Source organism: Crossiella sp. CA198 (assembly GCF_052078295.1).
Lineage (GTDB): Bacteria > Actinomycetota > Actinomycetes > Mycobacteriales > Pseudonocardiaceae > Crossiella.
The window spans coordinates 1-15474 of the sequence record NZ_JBQJIM010000006.1; the positions used below are offsets into that span (position 1 = coordinate 1).

The window sequence follows — 15474 nt, forward strand, 5'->3', positions numbered from 1 at the left end:
ACCGGCAACGCCGCGAACGCGACCTCACCCGCCAGCTCGAACGTTTGACCGGCCACAGGGTCACCCTCCAGCCCCGTCCCGACCACACCGCGGCCTGACCCACACCACAACCAGCCGCCAGCCGCCACAACTGTCAACACCGACAACTGACCCCGCCGGTCAACCCGCCCGCCGGGGCATCGCCGTCTGCCCACTCACCAACCGATTTTCGAGTCTGGTACGGGAGTGCTGTTGTGGGTCAGGCGTGGAGGGTGTCCAGGATGAGGGGTTTGGCCTCGGGGGCGGAGTCGCCGATCTGGTAGCTGCCGGTGAGGGCGGACAGGGCTCCGTCGAAGGCTTCCGGGGTGTTGGTGTGCAGTTCCAGCAGGGGCTGGCCCTTGGTCACGTGTTCGCCGGGTTTGGCGTGGCAGAGGATGCCGGCGGCGTGCTGGACCGGGTCTTCCTTGCGGGCCCGGCCCGCGCCCAGGCGCCAGGCGGCGACGCCGACGGCGTAGGCGTCCAGGGCGGTGAGGGTGCCGGTTTCGGGGGCCTCGACCACGTGGATGTGGTTGGGCTTGGGCAGGGCGGCGTCCGGGTCGCCGTGCTGGGCCTTGATCATCCGGCACCAGGTCTCGTAGGCCTGGCCGGAGGCGAGCACGGGGGCCGGGTCGGTGTCGATGCCGGCCAGCGTGAGCATTTCCCTGGCCAGGGCCACGGTCAGCTCGGTGACGTCGGCGGGGCCGTTGCCGCGCAGGACCTCGATGGACTCCGCGACCTCCACCGCGTTGCCGACCGCGCGGCCCAGTGGGATGGACATATCGGTGAGCAGGGCGCTGATGTTGAGGCCGTTGGCCTTGCCGATGGCGACCAGGGCCTGGGCCAGCGCGCGGGCGTCGGCCTCGGTCTTCATGAACGCGCCGGTGCCGGTCTTGACGTCCAGGACCAGGGACTGCGCGCCCTCGGCGATCTTCTTGCTCATGATCGAGCTGGCGATCAGCGGGATGGCCTCGACCGTGCCGGTGACATCGCGCAGCGCGTAGAGCTTGCGGTCGGCAGGCGCCAGGCCCTCGGTGGCGGCGCAGATGACCGCGCCGACCGAGTTGAGCTGCGCGGTGATCTCCTCGGTGGACAGGTTCGCCCGCCAGCCGGGGATGGACTCCAGCTTGTCCAGGGTGCCGCCGGTGTGGCCGAGGCCCCGGCCGGAGAGCTGCGGCACGGCCGCGCCGCAGGCCGCCACCAGCGGGGCCAGCGGCAGGGTGATCTTGTCGCCGACGCCGCCGGTGGAGTGCTTGTCCACCGTGGGCCGGGTGACCGCGGACAGGTCGAGGTGCTCGCCGGAGGCGACCATCGCGGCGGTCCAGCGGGCGGTCTCCTCGGCGGTCATCCCGTTCAGGAAGATGGCCATGGCCAGGGCGGACATTTGCTCGTCGGCCACCGCGCCCCTGGTGTAGGCGTCGATCACCCAGTCGATCTGCTCATCGGTCAAACGATTGCGGTCGCGCTTGGCGCGGATCACGTCGATCGCGTTGTGACTCATGCTGGCGGCTCCGGCAGCTGGTCGGGTCCAAAGGCATCCGGCAGGACCTCGCTCATCGGCAGGATCCCGCGCGGGGTGTCGAGCAGGCAGTCCGGGCCGCCCAGCTCGTAGAGCACCTGGCGGCAGCGGCCGCACGGCATCAGCAGTTCGCCGGTGCCGCTGCGGCAGGTCACCGCGACGAACCGGCCACCGCCGGTGAGCCGCAACTGCCCCGCCATCGTGCACTCCGCGCACAGCCCGAGGCCGTAGGAGGCGTTCTCCACATTGCAGCCGGTCACGATCCGGCCGTCGTCGCAGACGGCCGCCGAGCCCACCTGCAGCCCCGAATAGGGGCAGTAGGCGTGCCCGGCGGCCTTGACCGCGGTATCCCTCAGCAGTTCCCAGTCCACAGTGGACATTGTCAGCCGCGCCGGTACTCGACGCCGTTCGCCGCCGGTGGGCGCAGGCGTTGCGCGGACACCGCCAGCACCACCAGCGTCACCAGGTGCGGCAGGTAGGTGGTGATCTGACTGGGCAGCTCGTTGAAGGACCAGTACACCCAGTACAGGAGCAGCGCGCCGGAGACGGTCACCGCGGTGGCCACCCAGCGTCGCCGCCAGAGCTGCCAGACCACGACCACACCCAGCGCCAGCACCGCCGCGTACAGCAGCGCGAGCACCGCGCCGCCGCCACTGCGCAGCTGCAACCCGTCGGCGTAGCCGAACAGCGCCGCGCCGCCGAGCAGGCCGGTGGGCCGCCAGTTGCCGAAGATCATCGCGGCCAGGCCGATGTAACCGCGGCCGTTCGTCTGGTTCTCCAGGTAACCTGACTGGCCAGGGTTGAGCAGCAGCGCCGCCCCGCCGAGCCCGGCCAGCGCGCCGGAGACGATCACCGCGGCGTACTTGTGCAGGTAGACGTTGACGCCGAGCGATTCGGCCGCCACCGGGTTCTCCCCGCAGGAGCGCAGCCGCAGGCCGAACCGGCTGCGCCACAGCACCAGGTAGGTGATCGGCACCAGCAGGATGGCCAGCATGGTCAGCGGGGACACCCCGGTGACCAGGCCCTTGAGGATGCCGGCGACATCGGAGATGCCGACCCGCTGCTCGTTCTCCAGCTCGGCCAGCCAGTCACCAAGCGGCTGCATGGAGAAGGTGTCGAACTTGGGCACCGGCGGCGATTCCCGCGGGTTGTGCGAGACCGGCTGGAACAGCAGCGTGGAGAGGTACTTGGTCACGCCGGCGCCGAGCAGGTTGATCGCCACACCGGAGACGATGTGGTTGACCCCGAAGGTCACCGTGGCGATGGCGTGCAGCAGGCCGCCCAGCGCGCCGAAGACCGCGGCCGCGACCAGTCCGGCCCACGGGCCCCACTGGTAACCGGCCCAGGCCCCGCCCCAGGTGCCCAGGATCATCATGCCCTCAAGGCCGATGTTGACCACGCCCGCGCGCTCGGCCCACAGCCCGCCGAGCCCGGCGAGCAGGATCGGCATGGCCAGCTGGACCGCGGTCTGGAAGGTGCCGGAGGAGGTCAGCTGCGGCACGCCGGTCAGGTAGGAGGCGGTGGACAGCGCCCCGATGGCCGCGGCAACCAGCAGCAGGCCGACGCTCCAGCCCGGCAGCTTGCGCTTCGGCCCAGGCCCGGCGAGAAACGCCGCGCTGTCGGGAGTCTGCGGGGTGTCGACTACGGCGCTCATGCGGCCACCTCGTCCGTCGTGCCGAGCTGCTGCCCGACCTTGCGTTGTTCGGCCGCCAGGGTGATCCGCCGGACCACCTCGTAGGCCACCACCACCGACAGCACGATCGAGCCCTGCATGATGGTCACGATCTCCTTGGGCACGCCCACGTTCTCCAGCGCGACCGAGGACTTGTCCAGGAAGGCCCACAGCAGCGCGCCGAAGGCGATGCCGACCGGGTGGTTGCGGCCCAGCAGCGCCACCGCGATACCGGTGAAGCCGTAGGCGGCCGGGAAGTTCAGCGTGTAGGTGTGGTCGCGGCCGAGCAGCTCGGGCATCGCGACCAGGCCCGCGGTGGCCCCGGAGAGCAGCATCGCGACCAGGATCATCTTCTTCGCGTTGACCCCGCCGGCGGTGGCCGCGGTGGCCGACTCGCCAGAGGCGCGCAGCTCGAAGCCGAACCGGGTGCGGTTCATCAGCACCCAGTAGCCGACCCCGGCCAGCACCGCCAGCACCACCAGGCCAAAGATCGTCCCAGCGCCGCCAAGGGAGATGCCGGGCACCCAGCCGGACTCGGCCACCACCGGCGTGCCCAGGTTGTTGCCGCGCAGCTCGCCGAAGACCGACTGCTGGATCAGATACGCGGCGATGCCGGTGGCGATCCAGTTGAGCATGATCGTGGAGATGACCTCGTTCACCCCGCGGGTGATCTTGAGGATGGCCGGGATGGCCGCCCACATCGCACCTACCAGGGCCGCCACCACCAGGATGAACAGCGTGTGCAGCACCGGCGGCAGGGCGACCGCGCCACCGGCGATCATGGCCACGATCGCGGCCAGCTTGTACTGGCCCTCGACGCCGATGTTGAACAGCTTCATCTGGAAGCCGATGGCCACCGCGAGCGCGGCCAGGTAGTAGGTGCTGCCGGTGTTGACGATGTCCACCGCGGTGGTGCCCCTGCCGACCTGCGCGATCATCGCGCCGAAGGCCTCCAGCGGGTTGCCGCCGGAGATCACCAGCGCGATCGAGCACAGCAGCAGGGCCGCGATGATCGCCAGCAGCGGGGGCAGCAGGACAGCGCGGGCGTTCAGCTTCACTGCTCGGTCCCCTCGTCGATGGCGCCGACCTCGTCTTCGCAGTCGCCGGTCATGGCCGCGCCGAGGTCCTCGGGCGTCACCACGTTCGGGTCCGCGTCGGCCACCAGCCGTCCGCGCGACATGACCTTGATCGTGTCGGACAGCCCGATCAGCTCGTCCAGGTCGGCCGAGACCAGCAGCACGGCCAGGCCGTTGGCCCGCGCGGTGCGGATCTGCTCCCAGATCACCGCCTGCGCGCCCACGTCCACGCCCCTGGTCGGGTGCGAGGCGATGAGCAGCACCGGGTCGCCGGAGAGTTCGCGGCCGACCACGAGCTTCTGCTGGTTGCCGCCGGAGAGCGCGGCCGCTGGCACCTCGATGCCAGGGGTGCGCACGTCGAACTGCTCGACGATCCGCCGGGTGTCCGCCCGCGCGCCCTCGATGTCCAGCCAGCGGCCGCGGACCACCGGGCGGCGGGTCTGGTAACCCAGGATGCGGTTGGCCCACAGCGTCTGGGTGAGCAGCAGGCCCTGCCGGTGCCGGTCCTCTGGCACGTACCCGATCCCGGCCTCCCGCCTGGCCAGCGTGGGGGTCTTGGTGATGTCCTCGCCGTCCAGGGTGACCGAGCCGCTGTCGATCTTGCGGATGCCCATCACGGCCTCGACCAGTTCGGTCTGGCCGTTGCCCTCCACGCCCGCGATGCCCAGCACCTCGCCCGCGTGCACGGTCAGCGTGATGTGGTCCAGCAGCGGCCGCTGCCCGCCCGCGGCGCACAGCCGCACCTCGGACAGGGTGAGCACGGGGCGGTCGGTGACGGTGGACTCGCGGGTCTCCGGGCTGGGCAGCTCACTGCCCACCATCAGCTCGCCGAGCTGGCGGGAGGTGACGGTCTTCGGGTCGGCGGTGCCGACCGTGCTGCCGCGGCGGATCACGGTGAGGCTGTCCGCGATGGCCCTGACCTCGTCCAGCTTGTGCGAGATGAACAGGAACGTGTAGCCCTGCTCGCGCATGCCGCGCAGGGTGAGGAACAGCTCCTCGACCTCCTGCGGCACCAGCACCGCGGTGGGCTCGTCCAGGATGACGATCCGCGCGCCGCGGTAGAGGACCTTGAGGATCTCCACCCGCTGCCGGTCGGCCACGCCAAGGTGCTCCACCGGCAGGTCTGGGCTGACGCGCAGCCCGGTCTGCTTGGCCAGTTCGGCGATCCGCTTGCGCGCCTTGGACCCGATGCCGTGCAGCGCCTCGGCGCCCAGCACCACGTTCTCCAGCACGGTGAGGTTGTCGGCGAGCATGAAGTGCTGGTGCACCATGCCGATGCCTGCCTTGATCGCATCCGAGGGCGAGCGGAAGTGCGCCTGCTCGCCGTTGACCTCGATCGTGCCCTCATCGGGCTGCTGCATGCCGTAGAGGATCTTCATCAGCGTGGACTTGCCAGCGCCGTTCTCCCCGCACAGCGCGTGCACCTCGCCGTGCGCCACGGTCAGGTGCACGTCGGAGTTGGCGATCACGCCGGGGAAGCGTTTGGTGATGCCGGTGAGCCGGACCGCGGGGCGCGAGTGCTGGGCGGCATCGAGGGAACTGCTCATCTTCGAGTTCTCCCGGTGGGTGGCGGCTAACGCGCGGCGGGCCCGGAGCCGCGCCCCGGGCCCGCCGCGTGTTGATGCTTGCTCAGCTGCTCGGCTTGTCCGAGACCTTGATCTGGCCGGCCACGATCGCGGCCTTGTAGGCGTCCACAGTGGACTTGATGTCGTCGACCTTGCCGCCGCTGGTGGCGTAGCCGACGCCGTCCACGCTCAGGTCGAAGGACTTGGGCAGCGTGCTCAGGTCGTTCTTGGCGGCCGCGGCGATGTAGTCGTAGACGGCCACATCGACCCGCTTGAGCACCGAGGAGATGATGATGTCCTTGGACTCGGCCACGGTGGTCTGCTTGTACTGGTCGGAGTCCACGCCGATGGCCAGCGCGCCGCGGGCCTTGGCGGCGTTGAACACGCCCTTACCGGAGGCGCCCGCCGCGTGGTAGAGCACGTCCGCGCCGCCGTCGATCAGACCGTCCGAGGCGACCTTGCCCTTGGTCGGGTCGTTGAAGCCGGAGACGTCACCCGCGGGGGTGAGGTACTTCTTCTCGATCTTGATGTTCGGCGCGGCCGCCTTGGCGCCAGCGTAGAAGCCCGCCTCGAACTTCTGGATCAGCGGCACGTTCACGCCGCCGACGAAGCCGACTGAGCATTTCTTGCTCTTGTACGCGGCGATCACCCCGGCCAGGAAGGAGCCCTGCTCCTCGGCGAAGACCAGCGGGGTGACGTTCTTGGCGCCCTCCACGCCCGCGTCCACGATGGCGAAGCGGGTGTTCGGGAACTGCGCGGCGACCACCTTGAGCGCGTCGGCGTAGGCGAAGCCGACCGCGACCACCGGGTTGTAGCCCTCGCTGGCCAGCTGGCGCAGGCGGCTGGACTTGACGTCCTCGGTGTCGCCGGCGGCCGCCGACGCCTCCTTGACGTTGCTCTTCAGCACACCCAGCTCGGCGATCGCGCGGTCGATGCCCGCGGCGGCGGCGTCGTTGAACGAGGCGTCACCCCGGCCGCCGATGTCGTAGGTCAGACCCACCTTGAGCGCCTTGGCGTCGGGCTTGGTCCCGGTCGTGCTGCTGCTGGTCGAACCGGCCTGCACGGTGGGCGGGGTGGCCTTCTGGCACTCGGCCCCACCGGCGTTGCCGCCAGGGGTCGTCCCGCTGTCCTTCGCGCACGCGACCAGCGACAGGACGCTGGTGATCGCGACCGCGGCCACCGCGGCGTTTCGCATCCGACGCACGGCTCTCGTCTCCTTCACATGGCCTCACCGAGCTACCTCACGGCCGCCCGGCACAACCCCCGGCTCCATCGACGGGGGCTTCTACAAACGCCGAACCGTACCCGCCGGTACGGCGTCCTCCGCAGGCAGTCTGCCCGACGTGACCGAATTGTTGGGCGCTCCATCCACAGGCCACCCCCGTTCGCGCCGAAGTTCGCGCGCGCTAGTCACGCGCGTGTCGCGTCGCGGGCGCGAGTCCCCCGGCAGGCTGTCTCGTCGATCACAGCGGGCGACGTCAAGTGGGTCGACCGGCGTCTACACGGCTAGCATCCCGTGGGTCAAGGCCCCGGCTGCCCGAACACCGGTGCCAGAGATCCAGCAATGACGTTGGAGGCCGTCCACCATGGCCAGCACAGAGGCCGCGGCGACGCAGCAGCGGGGTTCCCGCGGCGGCGGCAAGCTGTACCGGGGAGACCTGGGCATGTGGTCGTGGGTCGCCCACCGGATCACCGGGGTGCTCACGTTCTTCTTCCTGTTCGTGCACGTCCTGGACACCGCGCTGGTGCGGGTGTCGCCGGAGGCGTACGACAAGGTCATCGCGACCTACAAAGAACCGTTCTTCGTCCTGTTCGAGCTGGGCCTGGTCGCCGCGGTGCTCTTCCACGCGCTCAACGGCATCCGCGTCATGCTGGTGGACTTCTGGGGCAAGGGCCCCCGTTTCCAGCGTCCGATGATGTGGACCGTGCTGGTGATCTGGGCCGCGCTGATGATCCCCGGCTCGTACCACCTGCTCGCCAAGGCGTACAGCATGTTGATGGGCGGGATGTGACATGAGCGAAGCGACCCTCAACGCGCCCGACCTGGCGCCGCCGCGGCACCCGCGCCGCCGGGCCGCCCGCCGGAGCAACTTCGAGCTGGCCAGCTGGCTGTTCATGCGGCTGTCCGGCCTGGTGCTGGTGTTCCTGGTGCTCGGCCACCTGCTGATCATGCTGTTCCTGGACGGCGGTGTGCACAAGGTCAACTTCGCCTTCGTGGCCGGCCGCTGGGCCTCGCCGTTCTGGCAGTTCTGGGACCTGTCCATGCTGTGGCTGGCGATGATCCACGGCGGCAACGGGATGCGCACGATCATCAATGACTACTCGCGCAAGGACAGCACCCGGTTCTGGCTGACCACGCTGCTGTACGTGTCCGTGATCCTGACAGTCGCGCTCGGCACGTTCGTGATCTTCACCTTCACCCCGAACTTCGGCTGAGCGAGGCTCCCACCATGCAGTTCCACAAGTACGACGTCATCATCGTCGGCGCTGGTGGCGCCGGGATGCGGGCCGCGATCGAGTCCGGCCAGCGCGCCCGCACCGCGGTGCTCACCAAGCTCTACCCGACCCGGTCGCACACCGGCGCGGCCCAGGGCGGCATGTGCGCCGCGCTGGCCAACGTCGAGGAGGACAACTGGGAGTGGCACACCTTCGACACGGTCAAGGGTGGCGACTACCTGGTTGACCAGGACGCCGCGGAGATCATGGCCAAGGAGGCCATCGACGCGGTGCTCGACCTGGAGAAGATGGGCCTGCCGTTCAACCGCACGCCCGAGGGCAAGATCGACCAACGCCGGTTCGGCGGGCACACCCGCAACCACGGCGAGGCCGCCGTGCGCCGGGCCTGCTACGCCGCCGACCGCACCGGTCACATGATCCTGCAGACGCTGTACCAGAACTGCGTCAAGCACGGCATCGAGTTCTTCAACGAGTACTACGTGCTCGACATCTGCCTGACCGAGACCGACAACGGCCCGGTCTGCACCGGCGCGGTCGCCCTGGAGCTGGCCACCGGCGAGATCCACGTCTTCCAGGCCAAGGCGGTCGTGTTCGCCTCCGGCGGGTTCGGCAAGGTCTTCAAGACCACCTCGAACGCGCACACCCTCACCGGTGACGGCATGGGCATCGTCTTCCGCAAGGGCCTGCCGCTGGAGGACATGGAGTTCTACCAGTTCCACCCGACCGGTCTGGCCGGCCTGGGCATCCTGCTCACCGAGGGCGCCCGCGGCGAGGGCGGCATCCTGCGCAACTCCGCGGGCGAGCGGTTCATGGAGCGCTACGCGCCCACCATCAAGGACCTCGCGCCGCGGGACATGGTCGCCCGCGCGATGGCCACCGAGGTGCGCGAGGGCCGCGGCGCCGGCCCGCACAAGGACTACGTCTACCTCGACCTGACCCACCTGGGCGCCGAGGTGCTGGACGCGAAGCTGCCCGACATCACCGAGTTCTCCCGCACCTACCTGGGCATCGACCCGGTGACCGAGCAGGTGCCGGTGTACCCGACCGCGCACTACGCGATGGGCGGCATCCCGACCAAGATCTCCGGCGAGGTGCTGCGGGACAACGACAACGTGGTCCCCGGCCTCTACGCCGCCGGCGAGTGCGCGTGTGTTTCCGTGCACGGCGCGAACCGGCTGGGCACCAACTCGCTGCTGGACATCAACGTCTTCGGCCGCCGCGCCGGCATCGCCGCCGCGGAGTACGCCAGGACGGTCGAGCACACCGAGCTGCCGGACAACCCGGCCACGCTGGTGGAGACCATGGTCAGCGGGATGCTGTCGGCCGACGGCGGCGAGCGGGTGGCCGACATCCGCGGCGAGCTGCAGACCACGATGGACCTCAACGCGTCGGTGTACCGCACCGAGGAGACCCTCAAGCAGGCCCTGCACGACGTGCAGGCGCTGAAGGAGCGGTACGCGCGGGTGGCCATCCAGGACAAGGGCAAGCGGTTCAACACGGATCTGCTGGAAGCGATCGAGCTGGGCTTCCTGCTGGAGCTGGCCGAGGTGCTGGTGCAGGGCGCGATCAACCGCAAGGAGTCCCGCGGCGGGCACGCCCGCGAGGACTACCAGCAGCGCGACGATGTGAACTTCCTGCGGCACACCATGGCCTACAAGCACGGTGAGGGCCTGGCCGCGGACATCCGCCTGGACTACAAGCCCGTCACCATCACCCGTTACCAGCCGATGGAGCGCAAGTACTGATGACCGCGACTGCTGAGGCCCCCGCGGCGGGTTCCCGCGGCGCCCTTCCCCCCGCCCCCGAGGGGTCCACGCTCGTCACCGTCCGGATCCGGCGTTTCACCCCGGAGACCGACGCGGAGCCGCGCTGGGAGTCCTTCTCGGTGCCCGCACTGCCCACCGACCGGGTGCTCAACCTGCTGCACTACGTGAAGTGGTACGTCGACGGCTCGCTGACCTTCCGCCGCTCCTGCGCGCACGGCGTGTGCGGCTCGGACGCGATGCGGATCAACGGCGTGAACCGGCTGGCCTGCAAGGTCCTGGTCAAGGACCTGATGGCGAAGAAGGGCAAGCCGACCACGATCACCCTGGAGCCGATCAAGGGCCTGCAGGCGGAGAAGGACCTCCTGGTGGACATGGAGCCCTTCTTCGAGGCATTCCGGGCGGTCAAGCCGTACCTGATCAACTACGGCCAGGACCCGTCCAAGGAACGCATCCAGTCCGCGGCCGACCGCGAACGCTTCGACGACACCACCAAGTGCATCCTGTGCGCCTGCTGCACCACGAGCTGCCCGGTGTACTGGGTGGAGGGCTCCTACTTCGGGCCCGCCGCGATCGTGAACGCGCACCGGTTCATCTTCGACAGCCGGGACGAGGCCGCCGAGGAGCGGCTGGACATCCTCAACGACGTCGACGGTGTCTGGCGTTGCCGGACCACGTTCAACTGCACGGACGCCTGCCCGCGCGGGATCCAGGTGACCAAGGCGATCCAGGAAGTGAAGCGCGCCCTGCTCTTCCGCCGCTGACCCACAACAGCCAACCCGACGTACAACAACGGCCAACACGCCGGCGGGGTGAAACCCCTTCCGCGAGTGTTGGCCGTTGTCGTACGGGGTGTTGGCCGTTGTGGACGGCGAGTTGGCCGTTGTCGTACGGGTCGTTGGCCGTTGTGGGACGGGACGGGTCGGGGTGGGGGGTGAAACCCCCACGACGAGGGTTCTCGCGTGTTCTCCGTACGGCCTGGAGCATGCTGACCACGCCTCGCCGAGTGGCCCCTGCAACACAAACCGCCGCCCGGCCCTCCCAACGCGACCGGGGCCGCTCGGTGAGGTGTGGTTGGCTGGCGGAAGGCCGTACGGAGAACACGCGAGCCCTCGGAGCCACGCTGGGTCTTAAGTCGGCGGCCCAGACCCCGCCCCGCAACCTGCTGGCCCGGGTGTTGATCTGCCTCCCCCCTCCGGTGGTCTGCCCGGCCGGCGAGGCCATCCTTTTTTGATCTTCGGGTTGACAGTCAAGAGCGAAGAGCAGTGCTCGTGTGCGGTTCCCCATCCCCGTCAGCCCTCCGATACCAAACCACATCCTGGGCAAGCGGCCCGTTGCGGTTGGGAGGCTAGGGCCAAGCAGGTTGCAGGCCGCTTGCCCAGGATGCGGTGTGTCCTCTCCAGGCTGACGGGGATGGGGAACCGCTCGGGGGATGTTTGAAAAGCCACCCCGGCTGCCTGTCTTTCGGGCTTCGCCCGGTCGCAGCGGCCTATGGCGTACAACAACGGCCAACGTGCCGTACAACAACGGCCAACTCGGCGTCCACAACGGCCAACTCGGTGTACGACAACGGCCAACACTCGGTGCGGTTCGAGTGTTGGCCGTTGTTGTGGGGTTGCTGGGGTTAGCGCCAGAAGACGGCTACGCCGACGTTGAGGACGGTGAGGGCGGCCAGGGTGGGGACGAGCCAGGTGGCGATCTTCTGTTTGCTCAGGTTGGCCGCGACGATGGCGCCGATGGCGATCAGGACCAGGAGCTTCACGCCGATCTTGATGTTGTCCACGTCCTTGCCGAGCGGGTAGGCGATGCCGACCAGCGCGACCCCGGTGACCAGCTGCAACAGCACGCCGTGCAGCCAGCCCTTGTTCAGCGGGCCGTCCTTGGCCGTCTTGAGCTGGAGCAGGATCATCCCGACCAGCATCGCCATGCCGAGCAGGTGCAGGAAGATCAGGACAAGCCGCACGAACTCCACGGCGGTCTCCTTCGTGGTGGGAAGAATTCAGCAGTTCTTCAGATCAGCATTCCGTAGTCTGCCTACGTATAGCACGGAAGCCGCGCCATCCCATGACGCCGATCACAGTTCCGAGCACCAGCGACGTGATGACCAGCACCAGGTGCACGGTGAAGAAGCCGGTCGGGGAGCCGTCTGCGGCCCAGGAACGGGCGTCCCGGGAGATGTTCACCAGGAACGTCGGCCAGATCCACCAGCTCCAGAGCGCGAAGGCCAGCAGGAACAGCGAGGCACGGCGGGACAGGATCACCACCGCAGTATTCCGGTGGGCCGAATACCGTTCCCGGGCTGGGGTGGCTAGCCTGCCCTTGTGCCATCTACCGCCCACCGCCCCGCAACGGCGCTGGTCGCCTCTGTCTGCGCGCTGCTGGCTGCCGCGGTGCTGAGCGCTCCGGTCGTGCTGGCCCAGCCGTCGCAGACCACGACGCCGACCTCGTCGAGTCCGTCCGCCTCCTGTCAGGACCGCAGCATTCCGCCGCCCGCGGTGGACATGTCCGAGCAGCCCAAACCCGGTAAGACCGCGCCCGGCCCACTGCCGGTGCCTGCCAAGCCGGTCGGTGGCTCTCGGCTCTACGACTGCGGCGTGATCACCCCCAGCGGTGCTCCGGCGCCGCCGGGTCCGAACCTGCTCAACGCCCAGTCCTGGGTGGTCGCGGACCTGAACTCGGGCGCGATCGTCGCGGCCAAGGACCCGCACGCCCGGCACCGCCCGGCCTCCATCATCAAGGTGCTGACCGCGCTGGTCGCGCTCAAGGAGCTGGACCCCTCGACGGTGATCGTCGGGGAGAAGGCGGACACCGAGCAGGAGGGCAGCAAGGTCGGGGTCGGGGTCGGCGGCAAGTACACCGTCAAGGACCTGATCACCGGCATGATGCTGGACTCGGGCAACGACGCGGCGCACGCGCTGGCCCGCAAGCTCGGCGGCGTGGACGAGACAGTGCGCAAGATGAACCAGCTCGCCCGCCAGCTCGGCGCGCTGGACACCCGCGCGGCCACCCCCTCCGGCCTGGACGGCCCCGGGATGTCCACCTCGGCCTACGACCAGGCGGTCATCTTCAAGGCCGCGCTGAAGAACCCGGAGATCGCCAAGGCGGTCGGCACCAAGTCCTTCAACTTCCCCGGCTACGGCAACAAGCCGGCGTTCAAGGTCAGCAACGACAACCAGCTGCTGGCCCTGTACACCGGCGCGCTGGGCGGCAAGACCGGCTTCACCGACGATGCCAGGCACACCTTCATCGGCGCGGCGGAGAAGGGCGGCCGCCGGCTGGTCGCGGTGCTGATCAGGGCGGAGAAGATCGGCGCCCAGTCGGTCTACACCCAGGCGGCCAAGCTGCTGGACTACGGCTTCAGCGTGAAGGCGGCCTCGGAGCCGGTCGGCCAGCTGGTCGAGCGGGCCCCCGCGGAGACCGCGGCCAGCGGTGACGGCGGTGCGGCCCAGGCCAAGCAGGACGGCAACGGCGGCATCACCGCCCCGGAGAACCCCTCCGCCGCCGCGGTCACCCCGTTCGGCAACGTGGGCCTGCCGCTGACCATCGCGGCCGGCGTGTTCGTGATCATCTTCGCCTTCCTCTACGTCCGGAAGAAGCGGGCGAAGGCGGCTGCCCGGGCACGAGCGGCCGCCGCGGCCGTCTGAGCGGCCCGCAGCGACGTCAACCTGACGATGCCGCCCTCCCACACGCCGGGAGGGCGGCATCGTGCTTTTCCGGGCTCTTCGCAGCTCAGGGTGTTCGGCGAAGAAAATCCGAGAAATCTTGGGCGGCGATGTCGAGATCCCGCGGCCTGCTCCGTCCCTGCCGTGAAAGCGACCACAATGGGTCGCACCAGCACCGAGGAGAACCCGATGGCCAAGTACCTGCTGCTCAAGCACTACAGCGGCGCCCCGGCAGCGGTCAACAACGTGCCGATGGACCAGTGGACCCCGGCGGAGATCTCGGCCCACGTGCAGTACATGCAGGACTTCGCCGACCGGCTGACCAAGACCGGCGAGTACGTCGACGGTCAGGCGCTGGCCCCCGAGGGCCTGTGGGTCCAGTACGGCGGCGAGGGGCGCCCGCCGGTCACCGACGGCCCGTTCGCCGAGACCAAGGACCTGATCGCGGGCTGGATGGTGATCGACGTCGACAGCCAGGAACGGGCCATCGAGCTGGCCGGTGAGCTGTCCGCCGCGCCAGGTGCGGGTGGCAAGCCGATCCACGAGTGGCTCGAGGTGCGCCCGTTCTACGGCGTGCCGCCGACCGTCACCGAATGACCTCGGTGCTGAACGAGGTCCTGCTCCGCAGCCTCACCCCGGGAGTACTCGGCATCCTCGTCCGTCGCGGAGCGGATTTCGCGGCGGCCGAGGATGCCGTGCAGGACGCACTGGTCGAGGCGCTCCGGGTCTGGCCCGCGGAGCAGCCGCGGGATCCCAAGGGCTGGCTGGTCACCGTGGCCTGGCGCAAGTTCCTGGACGCGACCCGCGCCGAGACCGCCCGCAGGCGGCGGGAGGACCTGGTCGAGGAGGAGCCCGCGCCCGGTCCGGCGCCCGCGACGGACGACACGCTCCAGCTCTACTTCCTGTGCGCGCACCCGTCGCTGACGCCCTCCTCCGCGGTCGCGCTCACCCTGCGCGCCGTGGGCGGGCTGACCACCCGCCAGATCGCCCAGGCCTACCTGGTGCCCGAGGCGACCATGGCGCAGCGCATCAGCCGGGCCAAGCGCACCGTCGCCGAGGTGCGCTTCGACCAGTCCGGCGACGTGGCCACCGTGCTGCGCGTGCTCTACCTGGTCTTCAACGAGGGCTACTCCGGCGACGTCGACCTGGCCGCCGAGGCCATCCGGCTCACCCGGCAGCTCGCGGCCGCCATCGACCACCCCGAGGTGGCCGGGCTGCTCGCGCTCATGCTGCTGCACCACGCCCGGCGCGCCGCCCGGACCACGCCGGAGGGCGAGCTGGTGCCACTGGCCGAGCAGGACCGCGGCCGGTGGGACACCACCCTGATCGCCGAGGGCGTGACGATCCTGCAGGCGGCGCTGGCCAGGGACCGGCTGGGCGAGTTCCAGGCCTAGGCCGCCATCGCGGCCCTGCACGCCGACGCGCCCGCCGCCGCGGAGACCGACTGGGTGCAGATCGTGGAGTGGTACGACGAACTCGCGCAGCTGACCGACAGCCCGGTCGTCCGGCTCAACCGGGCGGTGGCCGTTGGCGAGGCCGACGGACCGCGGGCTGGGCTGGCGGCACTGGCCGCGCTGGACGGCTCGCTGCCGCGCTACACCGCGGTGGCGGCCTACCTGCACGAGCGGGACGGCGATCTGGCCACCGCGGCCCGGCTCTACGCCGAGGCGGCCCAGCAGGCCACCAACCTGGCCGAGGTCGCCCACCTGACCCGTCAGGCCGCCCGGCTCAACGCCGGCCGCTGA

14 protein-coding genes and 1 pseudogene are annotated in these 15474 nt (G+C 69.8%); 7 read left to right on the plus strand and 8 right to left on the minus strand.

All coding sequences use genetic code 11. The features are described from left to right. Window positions 1-238: 238 nt before the first annotated feature. The 6 genes from ACTOWY_RS11175 to ACTOWY_RS11200 all read right to left on the minus strand — a co-directional run bounded on the left by ACTOWY_RS11175 (window position 239) and on the right by ACTOWY_RS11200 (window position 7042). Window positions 239-1516 carry a thymidine phosphorylase gene (locus ACTOWY_RS11175; RefSeq protein ID WP_441309540.1) on the minus strand — a complete coding sequence of 426 codons (1278 nt, stop codon included), beginning with the start codon at window positions 1514-1516 and terminating at the stop codon, window positions 239-241. Next, the gene (locus ACTOWY_RS11180; protein WP_247763266.1) at window positions 1513-1914 is read right to left on the minus strand and encodes a cytidine deaminase; all 402 of its coding nucleotides are present in this window, start codon (window positions 1912-1914) and stop codon (window positions 1513-1515) included. Before ACTOWY_RS11180 ends, ACTOWY_RS11175 begins: the two co-directional genes overlap by 4 nt. A gap of 2 nt (window positions 1915-1916) precedes the next feature. After that, complete coding sequence (locus ACTOWY_RS11185) at window positions 1917-3188, minus strand: ABC transporter permease (RefSeq protein WP_247763265.1); 1272 nt, start codon at window positions 3186-3188, stop codon at window positions 1917-1919. Next, window positions 3185-4258 carry an ABC transporter permease gene (locus ACTOWY_RS11190; protein ID WP_441309851.1) on the minus strand — a complete coding sequence of 358 codons (1074 nt, stop codon included), beginning with the start codon at window positions 4256-4258 and terminating at the stop codon, window positions 3185-3187. Before ACTOWY_RS11190 ends, ACTOWY_RS11185 begins: the two co-directional genes overlap by 4 nt. A 2-nt stretch (window positions 4259-4260) precedes the next feature. Beyond that, window positions 4261-5829 carry an ABC transporter ATP-binding protein gene (locus ACTOWY_RS11195; RefSeq protein ID WP_441309541.1) on the minus strand — a complete coding sequence of 523 codons (1569 nt, stop codon included), beginning with the start codon at window positions 5827-5829 and terminating at the stop codon, window positions 4261-4263. 82 nt (window positions 5830-5911) lie between these two features. Further along, window positions 5912-7042 carry a BMP family lipoprotein gene (locus ACTOWY_RS11200; protein ID WP_441309852.1) on the minus strand — a complete coding sequence of 377 codons (1131 nt, stop codon included), beginning with the start codon at window positions 7040-7042 and terminating at the stop codon, window positions 5912-5914. 391 nt (window positions 7043-7433) lie between these two features. On the opposite strand from ACTOWY_RS11200, the gene sdhC reads away from it, so the two are divergent. Genes sdhC through ACTOWY_RS11220 form a run of 4 tightly spaced genes read left to right on the plus strand, consistent with a single transcriptional unit; the run spans window position 7434 to window position 10831 of the window. Then, window positions 7434-7859 (plus strand): succinate dehydrogenase, cytochrome b556 subunit, encoded by a 426-nt coding sequence (gene sdhC, locus ACTOWY_RS11205; protein ID WP_247763263.1) that lies wholly within the window; start codon window positions 7434-7436, stop codon window positions 7857-7859. Window position 7860: 1 nt separating this feature from the next. Continuing rightward, a complete protein-coding gene (locus tag ACTOWY_RS11210; protein WP_441309542.1) occupies window positions 7861-8283 on the plus strand; it encodes a succinate dehydrogenase hydrophobic membrane anchor subunit in 423 nt (140 codons plus the stop codon). 14 nt (window positions 8284-8297) lie between these two features. Continuing rightward, window positions 8298-10049 carry a succinate dehydrogenase flavoprotein subunit gene (sdhA, locus tag ACTOWY_RS11215; RefSeq protein WP_441309543.1) on the plus strand — a complete coding sequence of 584 codons (1752 nt, stop codon included), beginning with the start codon at window positions 8298-8300 and terminating at the stop codon, window positions 10047-10049. Continuing rightward, window positions 10049-10831, plus strand: a complete 783-nt coding sequence (locus tag ACTOWY_RS11220) for a succinate dehydrogenase iron-sulfur subunit (protein ID WP_247763260.1) — start codon at window positions 10049-10051, stop codon at window positions 10829-10831. Before sdhA ends, ACTOWY_RS11220 begins: the two co-directional genes overlap by 1 nt. Window positions 10832-11691: 860 nt before the next feature. Here ACTOWY_RS11220 and ACTOWY_RS11225 read toward each other — a convergent pair. Both ACTOWY_RS11225 and ACTOWY_RS11230 read right to left on the minus strand, forming a co-directional pair. Next, window positions 11692-12039 carry a hypothetical protein gene (locus tag ACTOWY_RS11225; RefSeq protein WP_441309544.1) on the minus strand — a complete coding sequence of 116 codons (348 nt, stop codon included), beginning with the start codon at window positions 12037-12039 and terminating at the stop codon, window positions 11692-11694. A 43-nt stretch (window positions 12040-12082) separates the two neighbouring features. Beyond that, window positions 12083-12328 (minus strand): SCO4848 family membrane protein, encoded by a 246-nt coding sequence (locus ACTOWY_RS11230; protein ID WP_441309545.1) that lies wholly within the window; start codon window positions 12326-12328, stop codon window positions 12083-12085. Window positions 12329-12388: 60 nt separating this feature from the next. On the opposite strand from ACTOWY_RS11230, the gene ACTOWY_RS11235 reads away from it, so the two are divergent. The 3 genes and pseudogenes from ACTOWY_RS11235 to ACTOWY_RS11245 all read left to right on the plus strand — a co-directional run bounded on the left by ACTOWY_RS11235 (window position 12389) and on the right by ACTOWY_RS11245 (window position 15474). Beyond that, window positions 12389-13711 (plus strand): D-alanyl-D-alanine carboxypeptidase family protein, encoded by a 1323-nt coding sequence (locus tag ACTOWY_RS11235; RefSeq protein ID WP_441309546.1) that lies wholly within the window; start codon window positions 12389-12391, stop codon window positions 13709-13711. A 207-nt stretch (window positions 13712-13918) separates the two neighbouring features. After that, window positions 13919-14326 carry a YciI family protein gene (locus ACTOWY_RS11240; RefSeq protein ID WP_441309853.1) on the plus strand — a complete coding sequence of 136 codons (408 nt, stop codon included), beginning with the start codon at window positions 13919-13921 and terminating at the stop codon, window positions 14324-14326. Between the two features lie 8 nt (window positions 14327-14334). Next, window positions 14335-15474 (plus strand): annotated as a pseudogene (locus ACTOWY_RS11245) (RNA polymerase sigma factor).

Coding starts and splice junctions, on each gene's coding strand:
- ACTOWY_RS11195 (WP_441309541.1), bottom strand. CDS start 5,829: ATGAGCAGTTCCCTCGATGCCGCCCAGCACTCGCGCCCCGCGGTCCGG.
- sdhA (WP_441309543.1), top strand. CDS start 8,298: ATGCAGTTCCACAAGTACGACGTCATCATCGTCGGCGCTGGTGGCGCC.
- ACTOWY_RS11210 (WP_441309542.1), top strand. CDS start 7,861: ATGAGCGAAGCGACCCTCAACGCGCCCGACCTGGCGCCGCCGCGGCAC.
- sdhC (WP_247763263.1), top strand. CDS start 7,434: ATGGCCAGCACAGAGGCCGCGGCGACGCAGCAGCGGGGTTCCCGCGGC.
- ACTOWY_RS11175 (WP_441309540.1), bottom strand. CDS start 1,516: ATGAGTCACAACGCGATCGACGTGATCCGCGCCAAGCGCGACCGCAAT.
- ACTOWY_RS11180 (WP_247763266.1), bottom strand. CDS start 1,914: ATGTCCACTGTGGACTGGGAACTGCTGAGGGATACCGCGGTCAAGGCC.
- ACTOWY_RS11240 (WP_441309853.1), top strand. CDS start 13,919: ATGGCCAAGTACCTGCTGCTCAAGCACTACAGCGGCGCCCCGGCAGCG.
- ACTOWY_RS11185 (WP_247763265.1), bottom strand. CDS start 3,188: ATGAGCGCCGTAGTCGACACCCCGCAGACTCCCGACAGCGCGGCGTTT.
- ACTOWY_RS11220 (WP_247763260.1), top strand. CDS start 10,049: ATGACCGCGACTGCTGAGGCCCCCGCGGCGGGTTCCCGCGGCGCCCTT.
- ACTOWY_RS11200 (WP_441309852.1), bottom strand. CDS start 7,042: ATGCGAAACGCCGCGGTGGCCGCGGTCGCGATCACCAGCGTCCTGTCG.